Annotated in this window: 22 protein-coding genes and 1 pseudogene; 13 read left to right on the top strand and 10 right to left on the bottom strand. The window is 44.8% G+C overall.

What is annotated here, in order from left to right; all coding sequences use genetic code 11:
* Positions 1-155: 155 nt before the first annotated feature.
* Positions 156-1003: pseudogene (locus tag LEPTO7376_RS22600) on the top strand (IS982 family transposase).
* 390 nt (positions 1004-1393) lie between these two features.
* On the opposite strand, the gene dxs reads toward LEPTO7376_RS22600, so the two are convergent.
* Positions 1394-3304: a 1-deoxy-D-xylulose-5-phosphate synthase gene (gene dxs / locus LEPTO7376_RS22595; protein WP_015136325.1), complete on the bottom strand. Its 1911-nt coding sequence runs from the start codon at positions 3302-3304 to the stop codon at positions 1394-1396.
* 402 nt (positions 3305-3706) lie between these two features.
* Here dxs and LEPTO7376_RS22590 point away from each other — a divergent pair, with 402 nt between their 5' ends.
* On the top strand, positions 3707-4009 hold the full coding sequence (locus tag LEPTO7376_RS22590; RefSeq protein ID WP_015136324.1) for a hypothetical protein: 303 nt from the start codon (positions 3707-3709) through the stop codon (positions 4007-4009).
* A 42-nt stretch (positions 4010-4051) separates the two neighbouring features.
* Positions 4052-4555 carry a 2TM domain-containing protein gene (locus tag LEPTO7376_RS22585; RefSeq protein ID WP_015136323.1) on the top strand — a complete coding sequence of 168 codons (504 nt, stop codon included), beginning with the start codon at positions 4052-4054 and terminating at the stop codon, positions 4553-4555.
* Between the two features lie 47 nt (positions 4556-4602).
* On the opposite strand, the gene thrB is transcribed toward LEPTO7376_RS22585, so the two are convergent.
* The 4 genes from thrB to LEPTO7376_RS22565 form a co-directional block, all read right to left on the bottom strand.
* Entirely contained in the window at positions 4603-5526 is a 924-nt protein-coding gene (gene thrB / locus LEPTO7376_RS22580; protein WP_015136322.1) for a homoserine kinase, read from the bottom strand.
* A gap of 42 nt (positions 5527-5568) precedes the next feature.
* The gene (locus LEPTO7376_RS22575; protein WP_015136321.1) at positions 5569-6393 is read right to left on the bottom strand and encodes a hypothetical protein; all 825 of its coding nucleotides are present in this window, start codon (positions 6391-6393) and stop codon (positions 5569-5571) included.
* Positions 6394-6454: 61 nt separating this feature from the next.
* Entirely contained in the window at positions 6455-6787 is a 333-nt protein-coding gene (locus LEPTO7376_RS22570) for an MgPME-cyclase complex family protein (protein ID WP_015136320.1), read from the bottom strand.
* A gap of 51 nt (positions 6788-6838) precedes the next feature.
* Entirely contained in the window at positions 6839-7579 is a 741-nt protein-coding gene (locus tag LEPTO7376_RS22565) for a pyridoxine 5'-phosphate synthase (RefSeq protein WP_015136319.1), read from the bottom strand.
* A 492-nt stretch (positions 7580-8071) separates the two neighbouring features.
* Between LEPTO7376_RS22565 and LEPTO7376_RS22560 the strand changes: the two genes are divergently transcribed.
* The gene (locus tag LEPTO7376_RS22560; RefSeq protein WP_015136318.1) at positions 8072-9361 is read left to right on the top strand and encodes a glucose-1-phosphate adenylyltransferase; all 1290 of its coding nucleotides are present in this window, start codon (positions 8072-8074) and stop codon (positions 9359-9361) included.
* A gap of 114 nt (positions 9362-9475) precedes the next feature.
* Here the strand turns inward: LEPTO7376_RS22560 and rimI are convergent, their stop codons facing one another.
* Positions 9476-10021 carry a ribosomal protein S18-alanine N-acetyltransferase gene (gene rimI, locus LEPTO7376_RS22555; RefSeq protein ID WP_015136317.1) on the bottom strand — a complete coding sequence of 182 codons (546 nt, stop codon included), beginning with the start codon at positions 10019-10021 and terminating at the stop codon, positions 9476-9478.
* A gap of 112 nt (positions 10022-10133) precedes the next feature.
* Between rimI and lysA the strand changes: the two genes are divergently transcribed.
* From lysA to LEPTO7376_RS22540, 4 genes are all read left to right on the top strand, one after another.
* Positions 10134-11522, top strand: a complete 1389-nt coding sequence (gene lysA / locus LEPTO7376_RS22550; RefSeq protein WP_015136316.1) for a diaminopimelate decarboxylase — start codon at positions 10134-10136, stop codon at positions 11520-11522.
* A gap of 120 nt (positions 11523-11642) precedes the next feature.
* Positions 11643-11804 carry a hypothetical protein gene (locus tag LEPTO7376_RS26720; RefSeq protein ID WP_160148557.1) on the top strand — a complete coding sequence of 54 codons (162 nt, stop codon included), beginning with the start codon at positions 11643-11645 and terminating at the stop codon, positions 11802-11804.
* 48 nt (positions 11805-11852) lie between these two features.
* Entirely contained in the window at positions 11853-12731 is an 879-nt protein-coding gene (cdaA, locus tag LEPTO7376_RS22545; RefSeq protein ID WP_015136315.1) for a diadenylate cyclase CdaA, read from the top strand.
* A gap of 86 nt (positions 12732-12817) precedes the next feature.
* Entirely contained in the window at positions 12818-13561 is a 744-nt protein-coding gene (locus tag LEPTO7376_RS22540) for an isoprenyl transferase (RefSeq protein WP_015136314.1), read from the top strand.
* Between the two features lie 25 nt (positions 13562-13586).
* On the opposite strand, the gene LEPTO7376_RS22535 is transcribed toward LEPTO7376_RS22540, so the two are convergent.
* Entirely contained in the window at positions 13587-14723 is a 1137-nt protein-coding gene (locus tag LEPTO7376_RS22535) for an LptF/LptG family permease (RefSeq protein WP_225901150.1), read from the bottom strand.
* A gap of 284 nt (positions 14724-15007) precedes the next feature.
* Here LEPTO7376_RS22535 and LEPTO7376_RS22530 point away from each other — a divergent pair, with 284 nt between their 5' ends.
* Positions 15008-16750: a DUF3370 domain-containing protein gene (locus tag LEPTO7376_RS22530; RefSeq protein WP_015136312.1), complete on the top strand. Its 1743-nt coding sequence runs from the start codon at positions 15008-15010 to the stop codon at positions 16748-16750.
* Positions 16751-16766: 16 nt separating this feature from the next.
* Here LEPTO7376_RS22530 and LEPTO7376_RS22525 read toward each other — a convergent pair whose 3' ends face one another.
* The 3 genes from LEPTO7376_RS22525 to LEPTO7376_RS22520 form a co-directional block, all read right to left on the bottom strand.
* Positions 16767-17351: a low-complexity tail membrane protein gene (locus LEPTO7376_RS22525; protein WP_015136311.1), complete on the bottom strand. Its 585-nt coding sequence runs from the start codon at positions 17349-17351 to the stop codon at positions 16767-16769.
* 142 nt (positions 17352-17493) lie between these two features.
* Positions 17494-17700, bottom strand: a complete 207-nt coding sequence (locus tag LEPTO7376_RS26715; protein ID WP_015136310.1) for a hypothetical protein — start codon at positions 17698-17700, stop codon at positions 17494-17496.
* A gap of 271 nt (positions 17701-17971) precedes the next feature.
* Positions 17972-19702 carry a diflavin flavoprotein gene (locus LEPTO7376_RS22520; protein ID WP_015136309.1) on the bottom strand — a complete coding sequence of 577 codons (1731 nt, stop codon included), beginning with the start codon at positions 19700-19702 and terminating at the stop codon, positions 17972-17974.
* 137 nt (positions 19703-19839) lie between these two features.
* Between LEPTO7376_RS22520 and LEPTO7376_RS29355 the strand changes: the two genes are divergently transcribed.
* From LEPTO7376_RS29355 to chrA, 4 genes are all read left to right on the top strand, one after another.
* Positions 19840-19911: a hypothetical protein gene (locus LEPTO7376_RS29355; protein ID WP_225901236.1), complete on the top strand. Its 72-nt coding sequence runs from the start codon at positions 19840-19842 to the stop codon at positions 19909-19911.
* 183 nt (positions 19912-20094) lie between these two features.
* Complete coding sequence (locus LEPTO7376_RS22515) at positions 20095-20349, top strand: hypothetical protein (RefSeq protein WP_160148556.1); 255 nt, start codon at positions 20095-20097, stop codon at positions 20347-20349.
* 18 nt (positions 20350-20367) lie between these two features.
* On the top strand, positions 20368-20565 hold the full coding sequence (locus tag LEPTO7376_RS22510) for a hypothetical protein (protein ID WP_015136308.1): 198 nt from the start codon (positions 20368-20370) through the stop codon (positions 20563-20565).
* 5 nt (positions 20566-20570) lie between these two features.
* Positions 20571-21740 carry a chromate efflux transporter gene (chrA, locus tag LEPTO7376_RS22505; RefSeq protein WP_015136307.1) on the top strand — a complete coding sequence of 390 codons (1170 nt, stop codon included), beginning with the start codon at positions 20571-20573 and terminating at the stop codon, positions 21738-21740.
* The last annotated feature ends 188 nt before the right edge of the window (positions 21741-21928 follow it).

The raw sequence follows: 21928 nt of genomic DNA, 5'->3' as shown, positions 1-21928 counted from the left end.
TTACGGACTTATAAGTAGCTCTAGGATAACTGGTCATGACAGGTTGTGACTACTCCTACATCAGACTTATCTAAAAAAACGTGAGTTCGGGATAAGGAAGAAAAAGGAAAAAGTGCATATTGTGGAAGTTAATAAGCAATCCACCACTTTCTCCCATGACCAGTCTAGAACCTTTGTTTTGTTCCATTGATGATTTCTGCCAAGTCTTTGAACCTCAATGGCAACAACAATTACTGGCCTCGAAACAACGGCGGCGACGTCGCCCCAGAAGCCTTAGTCTCAGCGAGATAATGACGATATTGATTGCATTTCATCAATCTCACTATCGTAATTTCAAGTATTTCTATCTCATCAATGTGCGTCATCACTGGCGAGGAGCTTTTCCCAGAGCCGTGAGTGACCAACGTTTTGTGGAGTGGATGCCTTCGACGTTAGTACCTCTATGTGTCTACCTACAGCACAATGCACAGGTATTAGTTTCATTGATGCCACCAGTATCAAGGTTTGTCACAATCGCCGCATCTCTCCACATCGCGTTTTTGATGGTCATGCCGCTCGAGGTAAAACCTCTGTGGGTTGGTTCTTTGGTTTCAAACTACATCTGATTATCAATGACCATGGCGAATTACTCAATGTTAAAATCACGCCTGGCAACACCAATGATAGAAAGCCGGTAGTGGAGCTTTTGAAAGGGTTATCGGGAAAAGTCTTTGCCGATAAAGGTTACGTCTCTCAACCTCTGGCACAGTATTTACAAGAAGAATATGATGTGAGGCTTCTAGCTAAGCCTCGTCGCAATATGAAGAATCACCTGATGCTTTGGCGTGACAAAGTTTTGGCTCGTAAGCGAGCTTTAATTGAGACAGTCATTGACCAACTGAAGAAAATTTCTCAGATTGAACATTCCCGCCACCGCAGTCCTGCCAACTTTTGTGTCAACTTGCTTTGCGGTCTAATTGCCTACTGTCATCAGCCTAAGAAACCCTCTCTTCAGCTTGATTAGAACCTCATTTCCTTATCCCGAACTCACGTTATTTAAGAATTCAGTAGATCGGCCCTTCACCTCGGAAAATGGCTTTGAATCTATTAAGGACTATTTCATCCCCCAATACGTTCAGAGTGAATCTCGACCATTATCTTCTTTTGCTTCATTCCCTCGGAGTAGACAAGATTTAATCTGACTGTTGGGAAGGCATGCTGCTCTGGCGTGGCTTTTGAATCTGTACTGTGATGTCTTTGTGTTGATCAAAGAACCATGTGTAAGAGTTAGGGCGATCGCCCATATTTTTATTTTTCCAGCACTAATAAAAAGAGAGTGCTCTTATGAACACTCCCAATGATTTGCCCGATTTATGGGTGGATTTATTGAGCTAATAAATATTGGGCGAATAAATTAGGCATTGACTGTAACTGTATTTTTCGCGAAAAACTTCTCGCGGATAGATTGAGCCATTTGTGCTGGTGTTAAACCGTGGGCAATCTTGGATTCTGCCGGAGTTGCGTGATCGACAAGGACATCTTTAATCCCAAATCGCTTCACGGGAACCTGAATATCATGCTCTTGGAGAGCTTCACACACTGCGGAACCAAAGCCACCCATTAGACTTCCTTCTTCAAAGGTTGCGACTTTGCCAAGTTGCTTTGCGAGGGGCGCGATTAGCTCAGTATCTAGAGGTTTCACAAAACGGGCATTGATCACCGTTGCAGAGATGCCGTGCTCTCCTAAGATTTCAGCAACTTGTAATGTTGGGTTCACCATGGCACCGTAACCGATTAAGAGGATGTCATCACCGTTACGGAGAATTTCACCTTTGCCGATTGGGAGTGCTTCCCAGCCATCTTCCATGAGTGGTACACCAATGCCACTACCTCGGGGATAACGCATGGCGATCGCCCCTTTGTTGTATTCGATACCAGTGACGAGCATCTGTTGAAGCTCAGCTTCGTCTTTTGGTGCCATCACGACGATATTAGGGATGAGGCGGAGGTAAGAAATATCGTACATGCCTTGGTGTGTTGGGCCATCCGCACCAACAATACCTGCGCGGTCTAAACAGAAAAAGACTGGCAATTTCTGAATGCAAACATCATGAATAATTTGGTCGTAAGCTCGCTGCAAAAAGGTCGAATAAATTGCGACGACTGGACTAATTCCGTCACAAGCCATGCCTGCTGCAAGGGTTACTGCATGTTGCTCCGCGATACCAACATCAATATATTGCTTTGGTAGTTTCTTCTGGAGCTTATCGAGGCCAGTACCTGTTGCCATTGCAGCGGTAATCCCGATGATTTTTGGATTATTTGCGGCAAGGGTCGTTAAAGTATGGGCAAAAACTTTTGAGTAGCTTGGTGGAGTCGGCTTTTTCGAAGGGTAAGCCTTCCCTGTGGCGAGATCAAAAGGCTTTTGGGCATGGTAGCCTACTTGGTCTTTTTCGGCGATCGCATACCCTTTGCCCTTCACTGTTGCAACATGAACAAGGGTAGGGCCTTTCGCCTTGTGAGCTTGTTTAAATGTACGGATGAGCTCCTCAATATTGTGACCATCAACAGGGCCAAAATATGTAAAGCCAAGCTCTTCGATGACAGCACCGACTTTAGAGACTGCGAGACGCTTCATGCCTTCTTTGAAGCGTTCCATTTCTGGTGTGATAGATTCACCAAGAAAAGGTAGATGTTTAACCTGTTCTTCGAGGTTATCCGTTAAAAATTGCACCGGATCGCTCAGGCGTACCTTATTGAGGTAACGGGAAATGGCACCAACATTTGGTGAAATCGACATTTCATTATCGTTAAGCACCACCATCAAATTGGTGTCGGGCAAGTGTCCAGCGTGGTTGATGGCTTCTAAGGCCATACCGCCAGTTAAAGCACCATCACCAATTACTGCAACAGATTTATAGTCTTCTCCTTGGGCATCCCGCGCTAATGCCATGCCCAATGCCGCTGAAATACTGGTTGAAGCGTGGCCAGCACCAAAGTGATCAAATTGATTTTCTGTGCGCTTGAGGTAGCCTGCAACACCGTCTTTTTGGCGGAGAGTATGGAAGTCGTTATAGCGTCCAGTGAGGAGTTTGTGGGGATATGCTTGGTGCCCGACATCCCAGACAACTTTGTCGTGATCCAGATCGAGAGTTTGGTACAGGGCGATTGTTAGTTCGACGACGCCAAGTCCCGGGCCAAGGTGACCACCACTTGCGGCGATCGTTTGTAAATGTTTTTCGCGAATTTGATTGGCTATTTCTTCCAACTGGCGAATAGATAAACCGTGGAGTTGGTTGGGGTGGGTAATTTCACTAAGATGCATAGGTTTGCTAAAAAGCCATCTTATAAAAAGGTCTAGCTCTCAGCATATCAGGTCTGACTAGTTTGATCAGGGGAATCAATTCTGTGTGGGGAGCAGGGTCTAGAAATTGGTGAAGATCAATTAAAACAAGGAAATATCGGCGAGAAAATGTATTATCTGCCACAATTTTTGGCAGTGTAATACACCTTGCTTACGTATAGGTCTTGTTTATGTTGTTTTAAGTTTATTTTTGGTTGCCTAATTATCCTTCTGGACTATGTATTCTTGTATTTTTTGTTACAAAAAATAGGTTCATGAATATTTAAGAAAGAGGCGTTTTTCGATCCATAATTTAAGATGGGGTTTTGCCGAAAAGCTTATTTTGTAAAGTGTGTTTTATGGTGGTGATTGCCATCTGATTTTGTGAAGAAACCTGAACCCTTGGCCTTAAATCAACTGGCTCCTTACGAAGATCGATTGCTCCATGCGTTGGCTTTTTTTCGGACAAATCGGAGTGTTGAAACCCAAGCTCACCACTGTTTATCAATGTATTTGCGGCAAGGGGAAGCGCGAATTATGGGTGAAGTGGGTTTTTATTCGCGATTGTTGGGGATGGAACCAAGTGAATTGTTGCAGCTGATTTATGCTGAACCGGATGAGGCGATCGCCCGCTTGTCAGAATATGGAGAAATTGCCCCAATAGCAGAGGCGAATTCTGAACTTTAGTAGGCATAATGGGGGAATAACCCTTTCGTTGCCATCAGTCGCATGACAGCTACACCTACACCGGAAACCTATCAGGTCGAAGATATCCAGGAAATTTTACAGTTGGCGATCGCCCGCCGCGAGGAAGAAAGCGAGTTAACCCGCACTCAGTTAGAGGAGATTGCTGCTGATTTGGGCATTCCTCAAACTGATTTGGTTGTGGCAGAAGAAACATGGCGTAGTCAAAAAATTGTCAGTCGCAAAAAGCAAGACTTTAATCTATATCGTCGTCACATTCTTAAAAATAAAACGATTCGTTTCGGGATTGTTAATTCTTTTCTCTTGGGATTAAACACCCTTGACTCTGGGCAACCTTCTTGGTCACTCTACATTTTGCTCATTTGGGGTTTGTTTTTTAGTTTGAAAAGTTGGCGGCTCTGGCAAACTAGTGGCGAGAACTATGAAACTGAATTTGAACGTTGGGATCGTAAAACGCAATTAAAAGAGTCTGTCCAAACGCTTTGGCAAAAGACACAGAGATTTCTCAGCGGCGCTGATTTTAATTAAAAGAATTACTAGGCGAATGCCAATCTATTATTGTTCGTTAGTAATATTTAAAGAGTTGTAACTGTCGTTCCCTCAGGGGCGATCGCCAAAACTTTTGCTTGAGCATTCACTTTGAACTTTGACCATGTATCCTGCATTGTCGCCGCAACATTCTCGGCATTCTCGGGACTTGCTAAAGCTAATAATGTTGGCCCTGCACCGCTAATCACCATCCCGAAGGCTCCCGCTTCAACCGCTGCCATTTGGACTTGGTCATAACCCACAATCAAATTTTTTCGATAAGGCTGATGAATCTGATCATCAAGGGATGCCTTTAAATATTCTGCATTATTTTGTGCTAAACCATGAGGCAATAAGCCTAGACGAGATGCATTAAAAATCGCCTGAGCGCGGGCATACTGCTGCGGTAATACGAGACGGGATTCTTCGGTCGAAAGCTCAAAATCAGGGATTGTAACCACTGGGATCACGGCTTCATGCCATGCCCAAGGACAAATTACCCAGCTTTGCTGATGATTCACTGAAAGTTGACAGCCTCCGAGGAGAGCGGGAACCACATTATCGGGATGTCCCTCCAGCTCGATCGCTAATTGCATAACCTTATCTTGGCTCAAGGGAGAACCCGCCAAAATATTCGCGCCTACTATGCCACCAACAATCGCGGTGGCTGAACTACCTAACCCCCGCGATAAAGGCACTTTTAGATCAATGTCGATGTGAATATTGGGGACTGGCTGACCAATTTTTTCGTAGAGGTACGCAAAGGCAACATAGAGCAAATTGTCGGGATCGGCATCGAGTTTTTTTGCTTCAACCGCCTCACCGACAACATCCAAGCTAAAAAATGGTGCATCAGCTTCTGTTGGTGTAAACCGAAATTCATTATGCAGAGTTAGGGCTGCTCCGAGGCAATCAAAGCCTGCACCGATATTCGCGGTTGTTGCTGGAACCTTTACTTGGATTGTGGTCATAGTCTCTTAATTGTTTTGATGGAAAAGTAGCTGCTCGATAAATTAGGGAATGAGGTTTGGCTTGAGGATGATAATTTGCTCGACGGGAACGGCGATCGCCGCAAAATTATTTTGACTGAGTAAATTTAGTAACTCTACGAGACGGTCTTCATCAGCTGTTTGCTCGGCAAGGAGATAACCGCGAGTGGCATGGCTAACGAGAGCCACATCATTACTGAGTAACGTTTTGAGATCAGTGGCGATCGCCGGATTTGTGCCATAGTCTACCAGCACACCATAACCACTGCCATTTAAAGCTTTGGGTTCAAAAGGATCAACGATTTCTGGGACTTCTGCTACTTCGGCACTGAGTGTACCAATCGGAATATTACGAGAGGGGTTAATTTGCTGTCGGAATGTGTCCGAAGGGATCGCTGTTTCCGTAGGGACAATGACATCAGGAGGCGTTGCTGCTGCTTCGGAAAGCGTTGGAATTTCTGGCGCTTGAGCTGTTGCATTTGTGGCTGAAGTCACAGGGGTAATCACCATCAGAGGTAAACCGACTGCACCATCGAAATATTCAGCCCATTCAGTTGCTTTTGCTTGGGACTCGAAATTTCCAATTCGACTGAGGACATTGCCACCATGCTGACAAACCAAGAGATCATGATTCTGAGAAAGAGTGCGTCCGACTTGGAGACGTACTTCTTCTTGAAGTGGTTCTGAGGGCGTAAAAACCAAGACCAAAAATTCATCGGCATTGGGCCCGGTGCAAGTCGGTAGGTTTTCAGTTTGGGCAAAGGCAACAGGAGCCATAGACAGCGCCGATAATCCACCCAATGCCATCGATAGCCAAGGCGATCGCCCAATATTCCAGAACTTACCCATTGCTCATCTCCTTAAGCAATAACAACAAACCACAGCATTATTTTAGGGAACATTGTCCCTACTACATCACTTCCCCAGACAAAGATTTTAGGGGTTCTGGAATCTCATCAGAAGGTCCTTCAAATTCACCCACATAGATATATTCCAAGCGGAGTTTGAGCCAAGTAATGAATTTTTTATTGGTGGAAATGACTGCCGCACAGGGTTGAGGTGTTGCCTCTTTTACTGCTTTTTGGCTGGGCGCATCGATAAATGCAGGGTCTTTTACTACCCAAAAATCTTTCTCCAATCCTTTATCCGCGTAGTGACGTTTACGCTCTTTGATTACTTCAGGAAACGGCTCATCTTCAAATAAAAACTTTTGGCTCGCGACAGCGTAATGATAGGTGGTCATAATCGTTGATATAAAAGTGTTTTGAAAGGTTTTTATCTCAGTAAAGATACCCTACAACTGACCCCTCATGGCAAGCTTCATTTCGCGGACAGCACGCTCTAATCCGACCAGAACGGCACGGCTAATAATGGTGTGCCCAATGTTAAGTTCTTCCATCCCTTCGATGCAGGCCACCGGGAAGACATTGCGGTAGGTGAGACCATGACCCGCATTGACACGTAATCCAAGGGTGATCGCCTCTTTCGTGCCTTGGCAGAGGATGTCCAGTTCATTCTGAAGTTCCTCTTCGCTAGAGACCTCTGCATATTGTCCGGTGTGGAGTTCAATAAATTTTGCGTTCGTTTTAGCCGCCGCTTCAATTTGCTCGACTTCCGAATCGATAAACCAACTCACCGGAATATCCGCTTCCTGTAGCGTTTCGACTACCTGTTTAAACCGCTCAAAATTATTGACGATATCGATGCCACCTTCAGTAGTCACTTCTTCCCGCTTCTCTGGGACGAGGGTGACATAGTCTGGTTTGATATCGAGGGCGATCGCCACCATTTCGTCAGTGGGAGCCATTTCGAGATTGAGATGAGTCTGTACCGTCTGTCGCAAAATTTTGACATCTCTGTCTTGAATATGGCGACGATCCTCTCGCAAATGCACCGTAATCCCATTAGCACCACCCAATTCCGCTAAAGCAGCAGCAGTAACTGGATCCGGTTCGACAGTGCGGCGAGCTTGGCGAATCGTCGCAACGTGGTCGATATTGACGCCGAGGGTAAGGATAGGACTAGGAGTTTGCATCTGATCTTTATTTCAGGAAAATATGGGGAAACGAGAAATAATGGCTAATGGAAAAATTAGGCCAAGGATTCATCATATCAACCATTTCCGATGACTGGCATAGGGAGATTGTCAATTACTGACAGTCCAAGTCCATTTTCCTCCCATAGTGATGTACTCAGTACTATCCATAAATATCAAAACTTAGAATAGGAAAAGCTAATATTCTTTATCCTGTTTCCTCATATCTCACCGAGCTTTAGAAATAAATTCTTCTTGATCCCTCACTAAGAGCAATTCGGATCTATAGGTTTTCCTCCCACAAAGGGGCGATCGCCATTACGTATCTTAATCAAATGATCCCTTTCCCTTAAAAAGAACAGCCTAAGAATTCAGACTTACGAAAGATATTTACCTAAAAAGAGTCAAAAAGTTGGCATTTTTACTTTTCCAGATGACCCCTACAGTCATAAACTTGACTGAGAGGTAACAGGCAGTCATGAGGTCTTTTTTGTGAAACGCGTCCTAGGAATCATACTCGGCGGCGGCGCAGGCACTCGCCTATATCCGCTAACTAAACTCAGAGCTAAGCCAGCAGTGCCTCTAGCAGGAAAATATCGCTTAATCGATATCCCTGTTAGTAATTGCATTAATTCTGATATCCATAAAATTTACGTTTTAACCCAATTTAATTCGGCATCACTAAACCGTCATATTAGCCGTGCGTACAATAACAATGGCTTTACTGACAGTTTTACTGAAGTGCTCGCAGCCCAGCAAACAAAGGAAAACCCCGATTGGTTCCAAGGAACAGCTGATGCTGTGCGTCAATACAGCTGGTTACTAGAAGAATGGGATGTAGACGAGTACATCATTCTTTCTGGAGATCACCTCTATCGCATGGACTACAGAAAGTTCATCGAACGTCACCGTGAGACAAATGCGGATATCACACTGTCCGTTGTTCCCGTTGATGAGAAAGTTGCACCAGCCTTCGGTTTGATGAAAATCGATGGTAATGGACGTGTTGTTGACTTTAGTGAAAAGCCAAAAGGTGATGCACTTCGCGCAATGCAAGTGGACACCCAGTCCCTAGGTCTTGATGCAGAACAGGCAAAAACAAAGCCTTACATCGCATCTATGGGTATCTATGTTTTCAAAAAACAGGTACTTCTAGATCTCTTGCGTGAAGGCAAAGATAAGACTGATTTTGGTAGTGAAATCATTCCTGATGCAGCGAAAGACCATAATGTTCAAGCCTATCTGTTTGATGACTACTGGGCGGACATTGGAACTATCGAAGCATTCTATGAAGCGAATTTAGGTCTAACGCAGCAACCTATTCCACCATTTAGCTTCTATGATGCCGAAGCTCCTATCTATACTCGTGGTCGCCATTTACCGCCGACTAAGATGCTGAATAGTGATGTTACTGAATCGATGATCAGTGAAGGTTGCATTATTAAAAACTGCCGCATTCACCATTCTGTTCTTGGTATCCGGACTCGCATCGAAGCAGACTGTACCATCGAGGACAGTTTGATCATGGGTGCAGATTATTACCAAGATTATGACAAGCGTTTAGAGAGTATCAAAAACGGTAAGCCTCCTATCGGGATCGGTGAAGGTTCAACGATTCGCCGAGCAATTGTCGATAAGAATGCTCATATCGGTAAGGATGTCATGATCGTCAATAAAGACCGAGTTGAAGAGTCGAACCGTGAGGAGCTTGGCTTCTATATTCGTAGTGGCATTGTTGTCGTGCTCAAGAATGCGGTTATTGGTGATGGCACAGTCATCTAACGAGATTTATTCCAACTTAAATATTTTTTGATAAGAATCTGTTCTTAGAAACGTTTAAATATTTTTTGATAAGCCCTCTAGTCATTTAATTGCTAGGGGGTTTTATGTGTGTGCCTATTCCCATTTCCATGCGTGTTGGGACAGGCGATCGCCCACAATCTTTCCCCATTGTTCTAGCTGTTCTGGAAATTGAGGATGATCTAAACCTTTACGCCACATAATCAAGGCATCTTCACCTGTGGCTTTGTAATAACCTTTCCGCCGTCCTGCGGTCTGAAAGCCAAATTTTTCGTAGAGGGCGATCGCCGCTGTATTGGAGTCCCGCACTTCGAGGGTTGCCCGTTCCAAACCCCTCAGCCAAGCATCCCGTAATAACCCCAATAAAATATACTGGCCGAGTCCTTGTCCTTGAAAATCTGGGTGCACTGCCATAATTGTCACGTGAGCTTCCTCGACGATTGACCAGAGACAGCCTAAACCCATCAGGCGATCACCGTTATTAGGGAGTGGCAAAATTAAGAGCGTACTATTCGGACTTGCCATTTCTCGGAGATAACCATCCTTCGACCATAACCCCCCAAAACAAGCTTGGTCTAGTGCGAGAACTTGTGGTAAATCATCAGTCGTAAGGGGTTGAAGTTGAACAGAGAGACAGGTCACAGTGGTTATCAAAAATTAGTGAATTCGGTAATTCCTGCCGAAAGAGTCCAGATCGTACCTTAAACTTCTTAATTAACTTTATCTGTTATAGAAATTATCTAAACTAACGCTTATGTTGACCGTAGAAGCTACAGAAAATACAGGGCTGCAATATTTACCAGAAAATCCTGACAGCCTCTCGCCAAACCAAAGCTTGATGCCCCTTACAGCCACCGTGAATGACCAAGACCATTTGGTTGTGGGTGGTTGTGATGTGGTTGAACTCGTCACGCAATATGGTTCTCCTCTCTATATTCTGGATGAGCATACCCTCCGAACAACCTGCCGCCAATATCGCGATAGCTTACAGAAATATTATTCTGGGGAATCCCTTGCCATTTATGCCTCCAAAGCTTGGAGCTGTATGGCAATTTGTGCCATTGTTGACAGTGAAGGTTTAGGATTTGATGTGGTTTCTGGTGGTGAACTCCACACAACTTTGAAGGCTGGTGTGAGCCCCAAGAAAATTTATTTCCACGGTAATAATAAGTCCCGCGAGGAGCTAAGTTTTGCCCTCGATAGTGATGTCACTATCATTGTGGATAATTTCCTCGAATTGGAAATGCTTGCTGAATTGACCGGCGATCGCCAAGAGACAGCCAATATCATTTTGCGTCTCACCCCCGGCATCGAATGCCACACCCATGAATACATCCGGACAGGCCATCTCGACAGTAAATTCGGCTTTGATCCTAACCAAATCGAAGAAACCTTTGCGTTTGTCGGTCGCCATGACTATCTAAACTGCATTGGTCTCCACGCCCATATCGGCTCCCAAATCTTTGAACAACAACCTCACAAAGATTTAGGTGATGTCCTCGCGGGTTGGTTTAAAAAAGCTGGTGAATATGGTTTAAACCTCGAAATCCTCAACCTTGGTGGTGGCCTTGGTATTCGCTATACCGAGTCCGATGATCCCCCAAGTATTGAGGCGTGGTCTCGCAATGTTGCTGAATCCCTTGAAACGGCTTGCCGCAAATATGAGGTTGGCCTGCCGAAGTTGATTGTTGAACCTGGTCGTTCTCTAGTTGGAACATCTTGCGTTACTGCTTACACCGTTGGTAGCCGCAAAGTTGTTCCGGAGATTCGGACTTACGTTTCCGTTGATGGTGGCATGTCTGATAATCCCCGTCCTATCACCTACCAATCCCTTTATCGTTCTGTCATTGCCAATCGCTTGTCTGACAAGTGCGAGGAAACAGTAACTGTTGCAGGTAAGCACTGTGAGTCTGGTGATGTGGTTATTAAGGATGCCCAGCTACCTACTCCTCAACCTAGTGACATTCTTGTGGTGTTAGACACGGGCGCGTACAACTACAGCATGGCTTCTAATTACAACAGAATTGGTCGTCCCGCTGCCGTCTTGGTCAATGAGGGAGAGGCTCAGATTATTATTCGCCGGGAAACTTATGATGATTTAGTTCGTCAAGACTGTTTGCCGGAGCGATTGTGCCAAATGTAAATGGGATTTGATTTTTGTTTTGTCGAGTCGTTTGATTTTGCAAATTAACTCGCAAAATTTGGATTAAAGCTTAATGAGTTTGAGAGAATGATCGCCTTGTGGCGATCTCTTTTTTTTGTCATGGCGATCGCCAAAGTCATCGTAAAACAGGGTTTAGATTTCCCGAAAAATGATGAAGGAAAAACCCATCTAAAAATGGCTAAAAGCTTGTCTAATCAAGACGGAGGGATCAAGTCTAACCTCAGAAAAATGGCATTCATCAGGGGCTCTATGCCATGTTAGAGTCTAACTGCGGGTTTGTCGGGTCTACAGAGGTGACGGTTATCGCAAATGCCGAGTTGGCTTTTTACTAGCGTTGATATTGCGCTAACTTTATTCCTAATCTATGTGGCATTATTTGTCATTAGTGAGCGGCGTACACTCTGGGTCGTACGGGGCTTTTTAGTGCTGATTATCGCCGAAAAAATTGCTCACACAGCGAATCTCGGTTTTTTTGAAGCGATTCTCGATAAGTTGGTGTTGATCGCTGCTGTGGCGATCGCCATTATGTTCCAGTCGCAATTACGGCGTTTATTAGAACGAATTGGACGTGGCGATATTTGGACATTGTTTCGCCCGTCCCCAGTACGCGTTATTGCGGCAGAAGATAGTCTCCTTGATAGCATTGTTGAAGCTGTTAAAAGCCTGTCACAAAATCGAACGGGAGCTCTGATTGTTATCGAAACAACCACCCCGATGGATGAAAAGGATTTTTCTGTGCCGGGTGTCATCCTCAATGCTGAAATTTCAAAAGAGCTGCTACAAACTATCTTTCAGGGTAGTACTTTGCTCCATGATGGGGCCGTGTTTATTAGTGGCTCTCGCATTGTGGCGGCTGGCGTTATCTTACCTCTCTCTGAAAAAACCGCATCACGTCAACTGGGTACAAGGCACCGGGCTGCCATGGGTATTACTGAGCGAGTGGAACATTGTGTGTGTGTAGTCGTTTCAGAGGAAACAGGATCCATTTCCCTCGCGGAGCAAGGCAACCTCAATCGTCCCCTCACCAGCAGTAAGTTAAAAGAACTACTTGCTGAATATTTTACGCCTAGCGATCATGAATCTGTAACCCCTGATTTTGGACGACTCAGCCGTCAGTTAGGTTTTCAAGGTAAAGTTTTGCTAGATCGTTTTTTGCGACTCTCTTCCTCTTCGGCGGATAAAGATTAATTTGAAATGATTTAACCTCGATTCTGTAGACTACTTTTCTCTGCTTGTAGATTATTTTTGTCTGTATTTAGAAGCTTGCTCGCATTATGGCTCATCCTCTACCCATCGATCTCGATCCATCAAAATTGCCCCAACATATCGCCGTTATTATGGACGGTAATGGTCGCTGGGGTAAGCAACGGGGGCTGCCGCGGATTATGGGGCACCAACGAGGAGTAGATACCATTCGCAATATTTTGACTTATTGCCAGGATTGGGGTGTGGGAGCATTAACGGTTTATGCTTTTTCGACTGAGAATTGGCGGCGTCCTCCAGCTGAAGTGGAGTTTCTGATGACATTATTTGAAAAAGTACTCCGCCGTGAAATTAAAATTTGGGCGCAAAAAGGGATTCAGATTCGATTTGTTGGAGATCTCACTTCGTTACCTTATTCGCTTCAGGAAGAGATCCAACGATCAGTTCTGCAGACGAAGGATAATACTGGCATTCAATTTACTGTTGCGACGAATTATGGGGGGCGACAGGAACTGGTGCAAGCTTGTCAGGCGATCGCCTCAAAGGTTGCTGCTGGGGAGCTGAAACCCATGGATATTGACGAAAATATTATCAATAACCATTTATATACCCACGGTATCCCTGACCCTGATCTGTTAATTCGAACCAGTGGCGAGATGCGACTCAGTAATTTTTTGTTGTGGCAGATGGCTTACAGCGAAATTTATGTTACACCAACTCTGTGGCCTGACTTTGATAAACATGAATTTCACCAAGCTCTTTTGGCCTTCCAGAAACGAGAGCGGCGATTTGGGAAAGCTTCTGTGTCCTCTTAGCTTTCTAGCAAGCTGCAATCATAAATTAACCGGTACGCCAAACGATTAATGCTGCGGCTCCTAATCCCAGTGCATTTGGTAGCCATGTGCCGACAAAGGGCGTGACTGTGCCCCAGACGCCCATTGAGCTAGAGATTACTGAGAGCAGGTAATAAGCAAAGACGATTGCAACAGATAATCCGACACTCGCACCTGTGCTGGAATTTTGGGGTCGTAATCCAATTGCAGCCCCAACAATGCCAAAGACCACACAAACAAATGGCACTGCAAATTTTTCTTGTTTTTTAACCTGTAATGTCCGAATTCTTTTTTCATTACGGCTGAGTTTGAGACTGTCTAAGCAGAGATCAACGACGGATAAGGTCATCTCATTAACCCGCTGGCATTGGGTTGCCAAAATGAGTGGGGCATCAGATATGTCTAAAAATTCTGTTTCAAACTGTCGAATGTTGTTAAAGGAGCCATTCATATCAATTTGATAGATGCTGCCCTGCTGGATTTGCCAACCTTGGGCTTCTGTTTGCCATTGGGCTGAGTCAGCGGTGATGATGCGACTGGTATCGACTTCGGCACGGTCAAGCACCGTGAGTTTACTCATGGTCTCGCCGTCAAATTCTTCGGCATAAAACAGAGTCTTGAGGACTTCGCGGCGATCGCCTGTTTCTTCTGTGATGCGATGATATTCGGGATAAATAATATTTTTTTTCTTGAAATCTCTGAGCTCAGTATCTTCGACCTGTTTAATCATGATGGCTGCTTGGCGGGTCGTTTGGGGGACAACCCAGTCATTCAAATAAAATGTTAAACCACTGATGAGTAGTCCTCCGAAAATACAAGGCACCATTAGTCGAATTGGATTAAATCCAGCACTACGCAGGGCAATAATTTCGCTGAAGGTAGAGAGACGGCTGTAGGCGGTTAGGCTGCCGAGTAACACAGCCATCGGTAAGCCCAATACTAAGTATTCTGGTAAGCGTAGTAATAAAACTTGCCCGGCGATCGCCCAAGTGATGTCATTTGCGACGACTTTACGCATTACATCGAAGAGCACACCAATTGATAAACCCAGACTAGTGAACACACCTAAACCAAAAAGAAAGGGCAGCACCAACTGCGCCATGATGTAGCGGTCAACCAATGAAAATAGAGGAAAAGATCTCAACGTTATGCCAAACTTCGCTTGAAATTCTCACCGGAGAACTCCAATCACCATAATGCCAAAGAACGCATAATTATGTCAGATCTTACGCAAATGGTGATCGCCTCATTTGTCAGTATTTGGCCAATAGAACCCAAAATATTCAACAACCGCATAGAATATTACAAATAAAACGCTTAAAAATAGTGATGATTTGCGCCATGACTTGAAGAATAAACAGTCATTGATGCCGCAATTTTTCCAGTGGTGATCTAAAAAAATATTGTTTCGGATAGTTTGAGACATTAATGTTTGATCTTTTTTTACCTTTCCTACTGACTCAGCCTTCCCACCTTTCTGATCCATCTTCTACTGACATTACGTCTGTATCGGCTGACACGCCTTTGACCAGTGAAACCTCAGTTTTTTTGCAGGCTCAAGCATCCACTCAAACGAAAGAAGATGAATCAGATGAGCCCGATGACAAAGAACCATTGTCACCCGAGATAGAAGCTGACGACGTCCCTGAATTTGATGATATTCCTGAACTTGAAGATATTCCGGAATTGGAGCCTTTACCTGTAGTCTTGGTAGATTATCAAACAATTCTTCCGTTACCTGGTGAATTGAACCAAGTACCCGTTTTCAATAGCAATAGCCCTGAGATCATTACCCAGGAAGGTATTTTGCTATCCACCTTCCCGAAGAGCGTAAAAGCTAATCCTGAAGCTCATTTAGAAACGCCACTGGAAGGCCGGTTTGATATTTTTACTCACCATATTTCCCGTCCCGCTGACAAACCGAAAACCCTTTATCAAGGCCTGATTGTCAATAATCCGACTGGAAAACCTCGTCGTATTCGTATCCTGCAAGGGCTGAGCTATCTCAATAGCCAGGATGCTCCATTTCGTGAGTTACCTCCCTTTATTGAAGATCCTGATGGCCATGTTTATTCTGGCCCTGGTTCACGGCTCGTGGGAGATTTGTTGCGGGGTAAAGAGCAAGATTTTATTCCAGAGTTTGTAGAAGTGCCGCCCTACAGCACTGAAATTCTATTGAGTTTACCCATTCCTCCTAGTAGCTCGCGCTCCACTTATTTACAGCTTGAAAGTGATGGTGGTCTCTACCTCGCTAATCTCGCTAAGTATGAAGTGACTGATTTTATTGAGCGGGAAGTGGTGGATGAGGAAGCGGTAGAGCGATTAGAGGAAGAACTGCGGCGATCGCCCGAAGAGACTGAGGATTTAGAGGAGTCTGATCCTACAACAAAGGGATTTGAGATTGATTTTGGTGAGGAACGAGAAACATTTTCGTCTGAGCCATTACCTCGTATTCCGACAAAAATTATTAGGGAATCTTTTGTGCGATCGCCGTCTGTAGATGAATGGCGCACCTTATTGACGACAGGGAAATTAGTGGAACCGCGTGATCGTGCCCCGATTCCAGACTCTGATAGTAATCAAGTCATTTATGGTCGGGTCGCTGGTGTTTCAATGGGTGCCCAATGGCAGGCGACTGTCACTGATCCCAAAAAGAAAAATCGTTTTACGATTCCAGAGGTTGGTGAAGCTGTCTCTTTACCCATCAGCACCACAAGTACTGGCACCTTTGATACATCTCAAGTCCAAAGTGCGGCGATGTTGGCACGTTATCCCGACACGGCACTACAGGGTCATGGCAATTATTTAGTGCATTATGATCTGAAATTTCCGTTGCATAATCCTACCCGTGAGCCGCAACAGGTTTCTCTGATTTTCCAAACGCCGATTAAGCAAAATCAGTTTAGTGATCGCCTTACTTTCTTTGAAACGCCCCCGGATCGAGTTTTCTATCGGGGCACTGTGCGAGTTCGCTATCCTGATAGTTGGGGCGATGAAGTCACCCAGTATTACCATCTTGTGCAACGACGAGGAGAACAAGGACAACCCCTAGTAACCCTTGATATTCCCTCAAAGAAGACTGTAGAAGCGCGTATTGATTTCTTTTATCCTCCCGATGCAACACCCCCTCAAGTGATCACCGTGAAAACTTTAGGCGAAGCTGAAGATTAGTGGGAATTAGCTTTCGTTAGAGTCGAACACTCGGAAAAATTTGTCCCATGGGAATTCCCCAACAGGCAAAGTCGCGGCGAATGCTGACATTTGGATGAGGGTCGATTGCGATGACCGTATTTTCTGAAAGGAATAGGGTCGGTAAAAGGGTTAATGACATTTGCACAATGACATTGCTTAGAAAAAAACCGACGATCGCTAATGTAATCCCTATCACGCGCCACTGCCAGAACCCTGCACTAATGCCTGTGGCGAGGGGAGAATAATGGGCGATTTGCCAGAGGAGAATCACCATGACAACCGCACCAAGGGCATTGAGTAAAGGCTGACGTGTCCCCTGAATAAGCCGCAAAATCTGTTTTTGGCGTTCATCCATTCTTTCTGGTGGAATCTGGAAAATGAAAAAGCCAAAGGGCTGCCAAGGGCGCAAAATCTGTAGAACCCAGACAGGTACACCACCCACTAAAACGATTGTGATCAACTCTGCCGTTGAAAAAGGTAGCGGAATGCCCCATGCTAAGGCGATCACTACCAGCGCTAAAGTGAGAGGGAGCATCGCCAAACCGACCAAGTGGAGCCAGAGATACGGATCGAAAACCATTGCACAAAGTCCGCAAAATCAAAATCTCTCTTATTTTACGGGAAAGCTCTGCTTCCCATCCGTATGTTTATTGCGATGCAATATGTTGATAATTCGTGAGTCGGGTGGTGGCGATCGCCTCTCATAGAAAAGTGGAGCGATTTTAGCTTTCTACAGAAATCTCAATCTTTTCTTGGGGGAAACGAACGTAGGAGACACCCCGGTATTGCAAAATATCAATGGATTTCTCTGACTTCATCGTCATGGACTCAAGATTGCTATCTGATACGCTGAACGTCATCATTGCTGCATAGATTGAACAGACTGCGGAGATTGCGGAAGTGAAGTGTAGAAGTGTGATGATACTCATTTGATGCACTCTGATAGTAGAAAAGAAATCTTGTCCTGATGTCTTTAGTTTCGCGAAATTTTTCTATCTTTTCGGTGATACGTTTGGAATTCTGGATTGAATTTTCTCACCCTCCAGTGTTGTCGGAAATATGGTTTTTAATTGATGGCGATCGCCGCAAAAAGTGATTTGTCTCACTTGCTTAATCGATAATTTAAAACACTATATTGACAAGCAAAGAACCCCAGCTTCCTAGTGGAGCCGGGGTTCTTGGTTTCAACAAATTAGAAATTTAGTAGTAGTTCCCAACTTTGCGGTGGTGGACTGCGGTTAAACCTTCTTGGTTAGAGACGCGACCCGTTTCCACTTTGCTGTAAACAACCCAGTGATCGCTACATTCCATTCGGCTAACCACTTCGCATTCGAGATAAGCCAAAGCTTGACCGAGAATTGGCGAACCATTTTTTGCAGTTTGGACATTGACCCCTTCAAAACGATCTGCACCAGGTGGGAAACGCTTGAGGAAATGCTTCATCAAATCTTGGTACTTTCCTTCTTCGAGGATATTGAGGACGAAGCGATCGCCTACTTGCATGAGAGATTCAATTGCACGGTCTTTTGCCACAGCAACGGTAAATCCGGGTGGCTCGAAACTGGCTTGGGTTACCCAGGAAGCAACCATCGCACCTTTCACATCGCCTTTCTGAGCTGTGATGATATAAAGTCCGCCACTGATGCGACCCATTGCTTTATCAAGCTCGCTATCGAGGGACTTTCTAGCTTTCAGCTTCTCTTTTTTTGTCAAAAGTTGGCCGAGGTCAGTGCCAGATTCTTCACAGAGCTGATAAATATTTTCGCCGGGATCTTCCCGTACACGAATCGAATCAAATGCTTTAGTGAGGCCACCATCCCGGAATTTAATGAGTAGGGGGTCAATGGGTTCGTCGTTACCGCCGTAGGACTCAAACATCCCAAAGACTTGCTTATCTTTTGAAGCAGCGAGAATTGTACCGATCGCCTTACTAAATTCATCGTTATAAGCACTCTCGATGGGAGGCATACCAATCACAAGACCAGCTGCACGCCCAACCATTTCGTGGATATCCTGAGGATCCGCCACCTTCAGGTCAATCATTTCGACAGCAACACCTGCTTTTGTAATACCTTTGGCGATCGCCTGAGAAATTCGATCGCTGTAGCCATAGTCAGAAACGTAGAAAACAGCAGCTGTTTTGTCGCCTTTCGTTTGGGCTTCACTCCACTCGCGATACCACTCCATCAATTCCTTTGTGTTGTGCTTGAGGAGAGGGCCATGACCATTTGCAACTAGGGTGATTTCCGCATCGAGCTTGTCGATCCGTTTCATCGCACTCAGTACCGAACGGGCATTAGGAGCCATCAAACATTCGTAGTAAAAACGATAGTCTGGCGTAATATCTTTTAGATCTTCATCGTAGGTCGCTGCTGAGCAATAGTGCAGCCCAAACGCATCACAGGTAAATAGTGTGAGCGTTTTAGGATCATAGGTGAAAATTGTGTCGGGCCAATGCAGATTTGGCGCGCTGATAAATTCGAGGTCATGACCATTACCTAAGTCAAGGCGATCGCCACTTTTTACCTGAATAAATTCAAAGGGGTCATGTACCAAATCTTTGAGAAATTTAATCGCGACCTTTGCACCGACGATTACCGCTTGAGGTGCAATTTTTAGGACATCAGCAATCAGACCACTATGGTCGGGTTCAGTGTGACTAACGATGATGTAGTCGATTGTTGTCGGGTCAATTTCGCCAGTTAATGTGTCGAGGTATAGCTGACGGAATTTTGCGTGGGAGGTATCCACAAGGGCAACTTTTTCGCCACGAATAATGTAGGAGTTGTAGGTTGTGCCGTTTTGCAAACCGAATTCGATATCAAAGCGATCACGATCCCAGTCGAGGGAACGAATGGTCGTGGTATCTTCGTTAATCTGTTCTGTCTGGATCGTTAATCTTTTTTCGGTTTTAATTGGCGTAGCAACCATCGGGAAACCTCCTTCATGCGATGCAATAGTCATCTTTACTTATTGTGACATGATTTCTTTGGGGTTGTGATTGCTCTTTTCAATAGCTGAGATTAATGGTGTAGTGGAACCGAATTCAGGAAGTCTCCCAATTATTTTTGCGTCTTGGGTTGACTGCATTTGGTGGGCCAGTCGTGCATATCGCGATGATGCATGATGAAATCGTTTGAAAATTGGCGATCGCCCCCATCCTGTTTTTAATGCCCTTTAATTTAGCAGCGGTTAGTGCTACCACTTCAACAGCAAGATTGCCTTGTTTTTTTGACTTTTTTGCAAGTTGGCGTAGTGATGTATGGCAGTGGTTATGTGCCCTTGGCTTTTCTGCGAGCCGATTTAGTTGAGCGATTAGGTTGTTGGCTCATCGATCAACACTCAATGGTGTGAATGTTGGCGCATTGAGCTTGATGACTGTCGTCACCGTTTTTCTTGCCGAATCTTCTCTTGTGGATCTCCTCACAATTGGGATAGTGATCGCCGTTTTATTTCTGTTGATTCGATACAAAGTAAATTCTGTTTGGTTGGTGTTGGGAGGAATGGCCATTGGATTACTGATCTACGCATTTACTATGACGTTTGGCCCTAGTTCTATTCGTTTTGCACTATGGTAAAACAGCGTTGAAATGAGAATGAACGCTCTATTAATTTACGGAAAAGAAGCGAAATTATATTGGTTCCGGGTGTTTGTTGTCTGGCTTATTGATCCTTTTTCGGTTTTAATTGGCGTAGCAACTCTCAGGAAATATCCTATCTGCCATGCAGTAGATTTTTTCCCTCGTTATGATAATTTTCTTTCTGGTTGTAAATTGCTGAGCGTCAATAGTTGATATTAATGGTGCAGTGGAGTCGTTTAGGGGAAGTTTCCAAGTTATCCCTGAAGTTGGGTTTTACGGCTTTTGGTGGACCGATCGCGATTGTGGCGATGATGCATGATGAGTTTGTCGCGCGACGTGAATGGCTTAGTGAACAAGAATTCTTAGATTTTTTCGGTGCAACAAACCTGTTGCCTGGCTCCAACTCTATGGAAATGGCAAGCCATATTGGTTATCACCGAGCTGGTTGGTTAGGGCTATGGGTCGGCGGTATTTGTTTTACTGCGCCATCTATTTTTTTGATGGTGTTGTTCTGCTGGGTTTATGTCCACTACGGTGCATCTCCCCAAGGAGAATGGCTACTCTATGGCGTTAAGCCTGTGGCGATCGCCCTAATTGCACAAGCATTATGGCAACTCGGTAAAGGAGCAATAAAAGGAAAATTTGCAATAGTTCTGGCCTTCTTAAATATTGGTTTATCGATTGTCGGTCTGCATGAATTGGCCTTGCTGTTGGCAAGTGGTATTTTTAGTTTCATTGTTAAACAAGGCAAACAACTCTTGAAGCCTGACAAAGCTTTGGCGATCGCCCCGCTGCCGTTCTTAGCACCTCTGTCTGGCTTTAGCTTTGGTTTAGGCAGTATAGGCAGTTTTAGCTTGTCGTGGCTCTTCCTGATGTTTTTTAAAGTGGGCACAATTCTGTATGGCAGTGGCTATGTGCTTTTGGCGTTTCTGCGAGGAGATTTTGTCGAACGTTTGGGATGGCTCACCGACCAACAGCTCCTTGATGCGATCGCCATTGGTCAGATTACACCAGGGCCATTATCCACAACTGCGACATTTATTGGCTTTTTACTTGGTGGCTTTCCGGGTGCGGGTATTGCCACGCTGGGGATGTTTTTACCGGGTTTTATTCTCATCTCTGTCCTCCATCCCATTTTGCCGAAACTAAATCAATCAGAATGGTTTCGTGCCTTTCTCGATGGCGTCAATATTGGTGCGTTGAGTTTAATGGCGGTGGTAACAGCACAGCTTGCTCAATCTTCTCTCGTCGATCCCTTAACTATCACCGTGGCGATCGCCTCGCTATTTTTACTAGTGAAATTTAAAGTCAATTCTGTCTGGCTAGTGCTTGGTGGTATGGTCATCGGTCTTGGAGCCTCATTTATGCCTGGTGTGGTTATTGGTTAGATTTTTTGTACAGGTCTAAAGATTCCCAACCTCTGCATTCGACATAACGATTAAGCAAATTACGCGGTCTATCGAAGTGGAGATTATTGGCGATCGCCATATCGCTGGAACTTTATAGAAATTAAGGCAAACAGCAGACGCTTAACCATATAAGTTGCATTTTTAGCTGACCATACTATTCAAAATTT

The organism is [Leptolyngbya] sp. PCC 7376, assembly GCF_000316605.1.
Lineage (GTDB): Bacteria > Cyanobacteriota > Cyanobacteriia > Cyanobacteriales > MRBY01 > MRBY01.
This window is presented reverse-complemented; position numbering and strand designations above follow the sequence as displayed.

Coding starts and splice junctions, on each gene's coding strand:
- dxs (WP_015136325.1), bottom strand. CDS start 3,304: ATGCATCTTAGTGAAATTACCCACCCCAACCAACTCCACGGTTTATCT.
- LEPTO7376_RS22585 (WP_015136323.1), top strand. CDS start 4,052: ATGACAGCTACACCTACACCGGAAACCTATCAGGTCGAAGATATCCAG.
- thrB (WP_015136322.1), bottom strand. CDS start 5,526: ATGACCACAATCCAAGTAAAGGTTCCAGCAACAACCGCGAATATCGGT.
- LEPTO7376_RS22575 (WP_015136321.1), bottom strand. CDS start 6,393: ATGGGTAAGTTCTGGAATATTGGGCGATCGCCTTGGCTATCGATGGCA.
- LEPTO7376_RS22570 (WP_015136320.1), bottom strand. CDS start 6,787: ATGACCACCTATCATTACGCTGTCGCGAGCCAAAAGTTTTTATTTGAA.
- LEPTO7376_RS22565 (WP_015136319.1), bottom strand. CDS start 7,579: ATGCAAACTCCTAGTCCTATCCTTACCCTCGGCGTCAATATCGACCAC.
- lysA (WP_015136316.1), top strand. CDS start 10,134: ATGTTGACCGTAGAAGCTACAGAAAATACAGGGCTGCAATATTTACCA.
- LEPTO7376_RS26720 (WP_160148557.1), top strand. CDS start 11,643: ATGGCGATCGCCAAAGTCATCGTAAAACAGGGTTTAGATTTCCCGAAA.
- cdaA (WP_015136315.1), top strand. CDS start 11,853: ATGCCGAGTTGGCTTTTTACTAGCGTTGATATTGCGCTAACTTTATTC.
- LEPTO7376_RS22540 (WP_015136314.1), top strand. CDS start 12,818: ATGGCTCATCCTCTACCCATCGATCTCGATCCATCAAAATTGCCCCAA.
- LEPTO7376_RS22530 (WP_015136312.1), top strand. CDS start 15,008: ATGTTTGATCTTTTTTTACCTTTCCTACTGACTCAGCCTTCCCACCTT.
- LEPTO7376_RS22525 (WP_015136311.1), bottom strand. CDS start 17,351: ATGGTTTTCGATCCGTATCTCTGGCTCCACTTGGTCGGTTTGGCGATG.
- LEPTO7376_RS26715 (WP_015136310.1), bottom strand. CDS start 17,700: ATGAGTATCATCACACTTCTACACTTCACTTCCGCAATCTCCGCAGTC.
- LEPTO7376_RS22520 (WP_015136309.1), bottom strand. CDS start 19,702: ATGGTTGCTACGCCAATTAAAACCGAAAAAAGATTAACGATCCAGACA.
- LEPTO7376_RS22510 (WP_015136308.1), top strand. CDS start 20,368: ATGAACGCTCTATTAATTTACGGAAAAGAAGCGAAATTATATTGGTTC.
- chrA (WP_015136307.1), top strand. CDS start 20,571: ATGGTGCAGTGGAGTCGTTTAGGGGAAGTTTCCAAGTTATCCCTGAAG.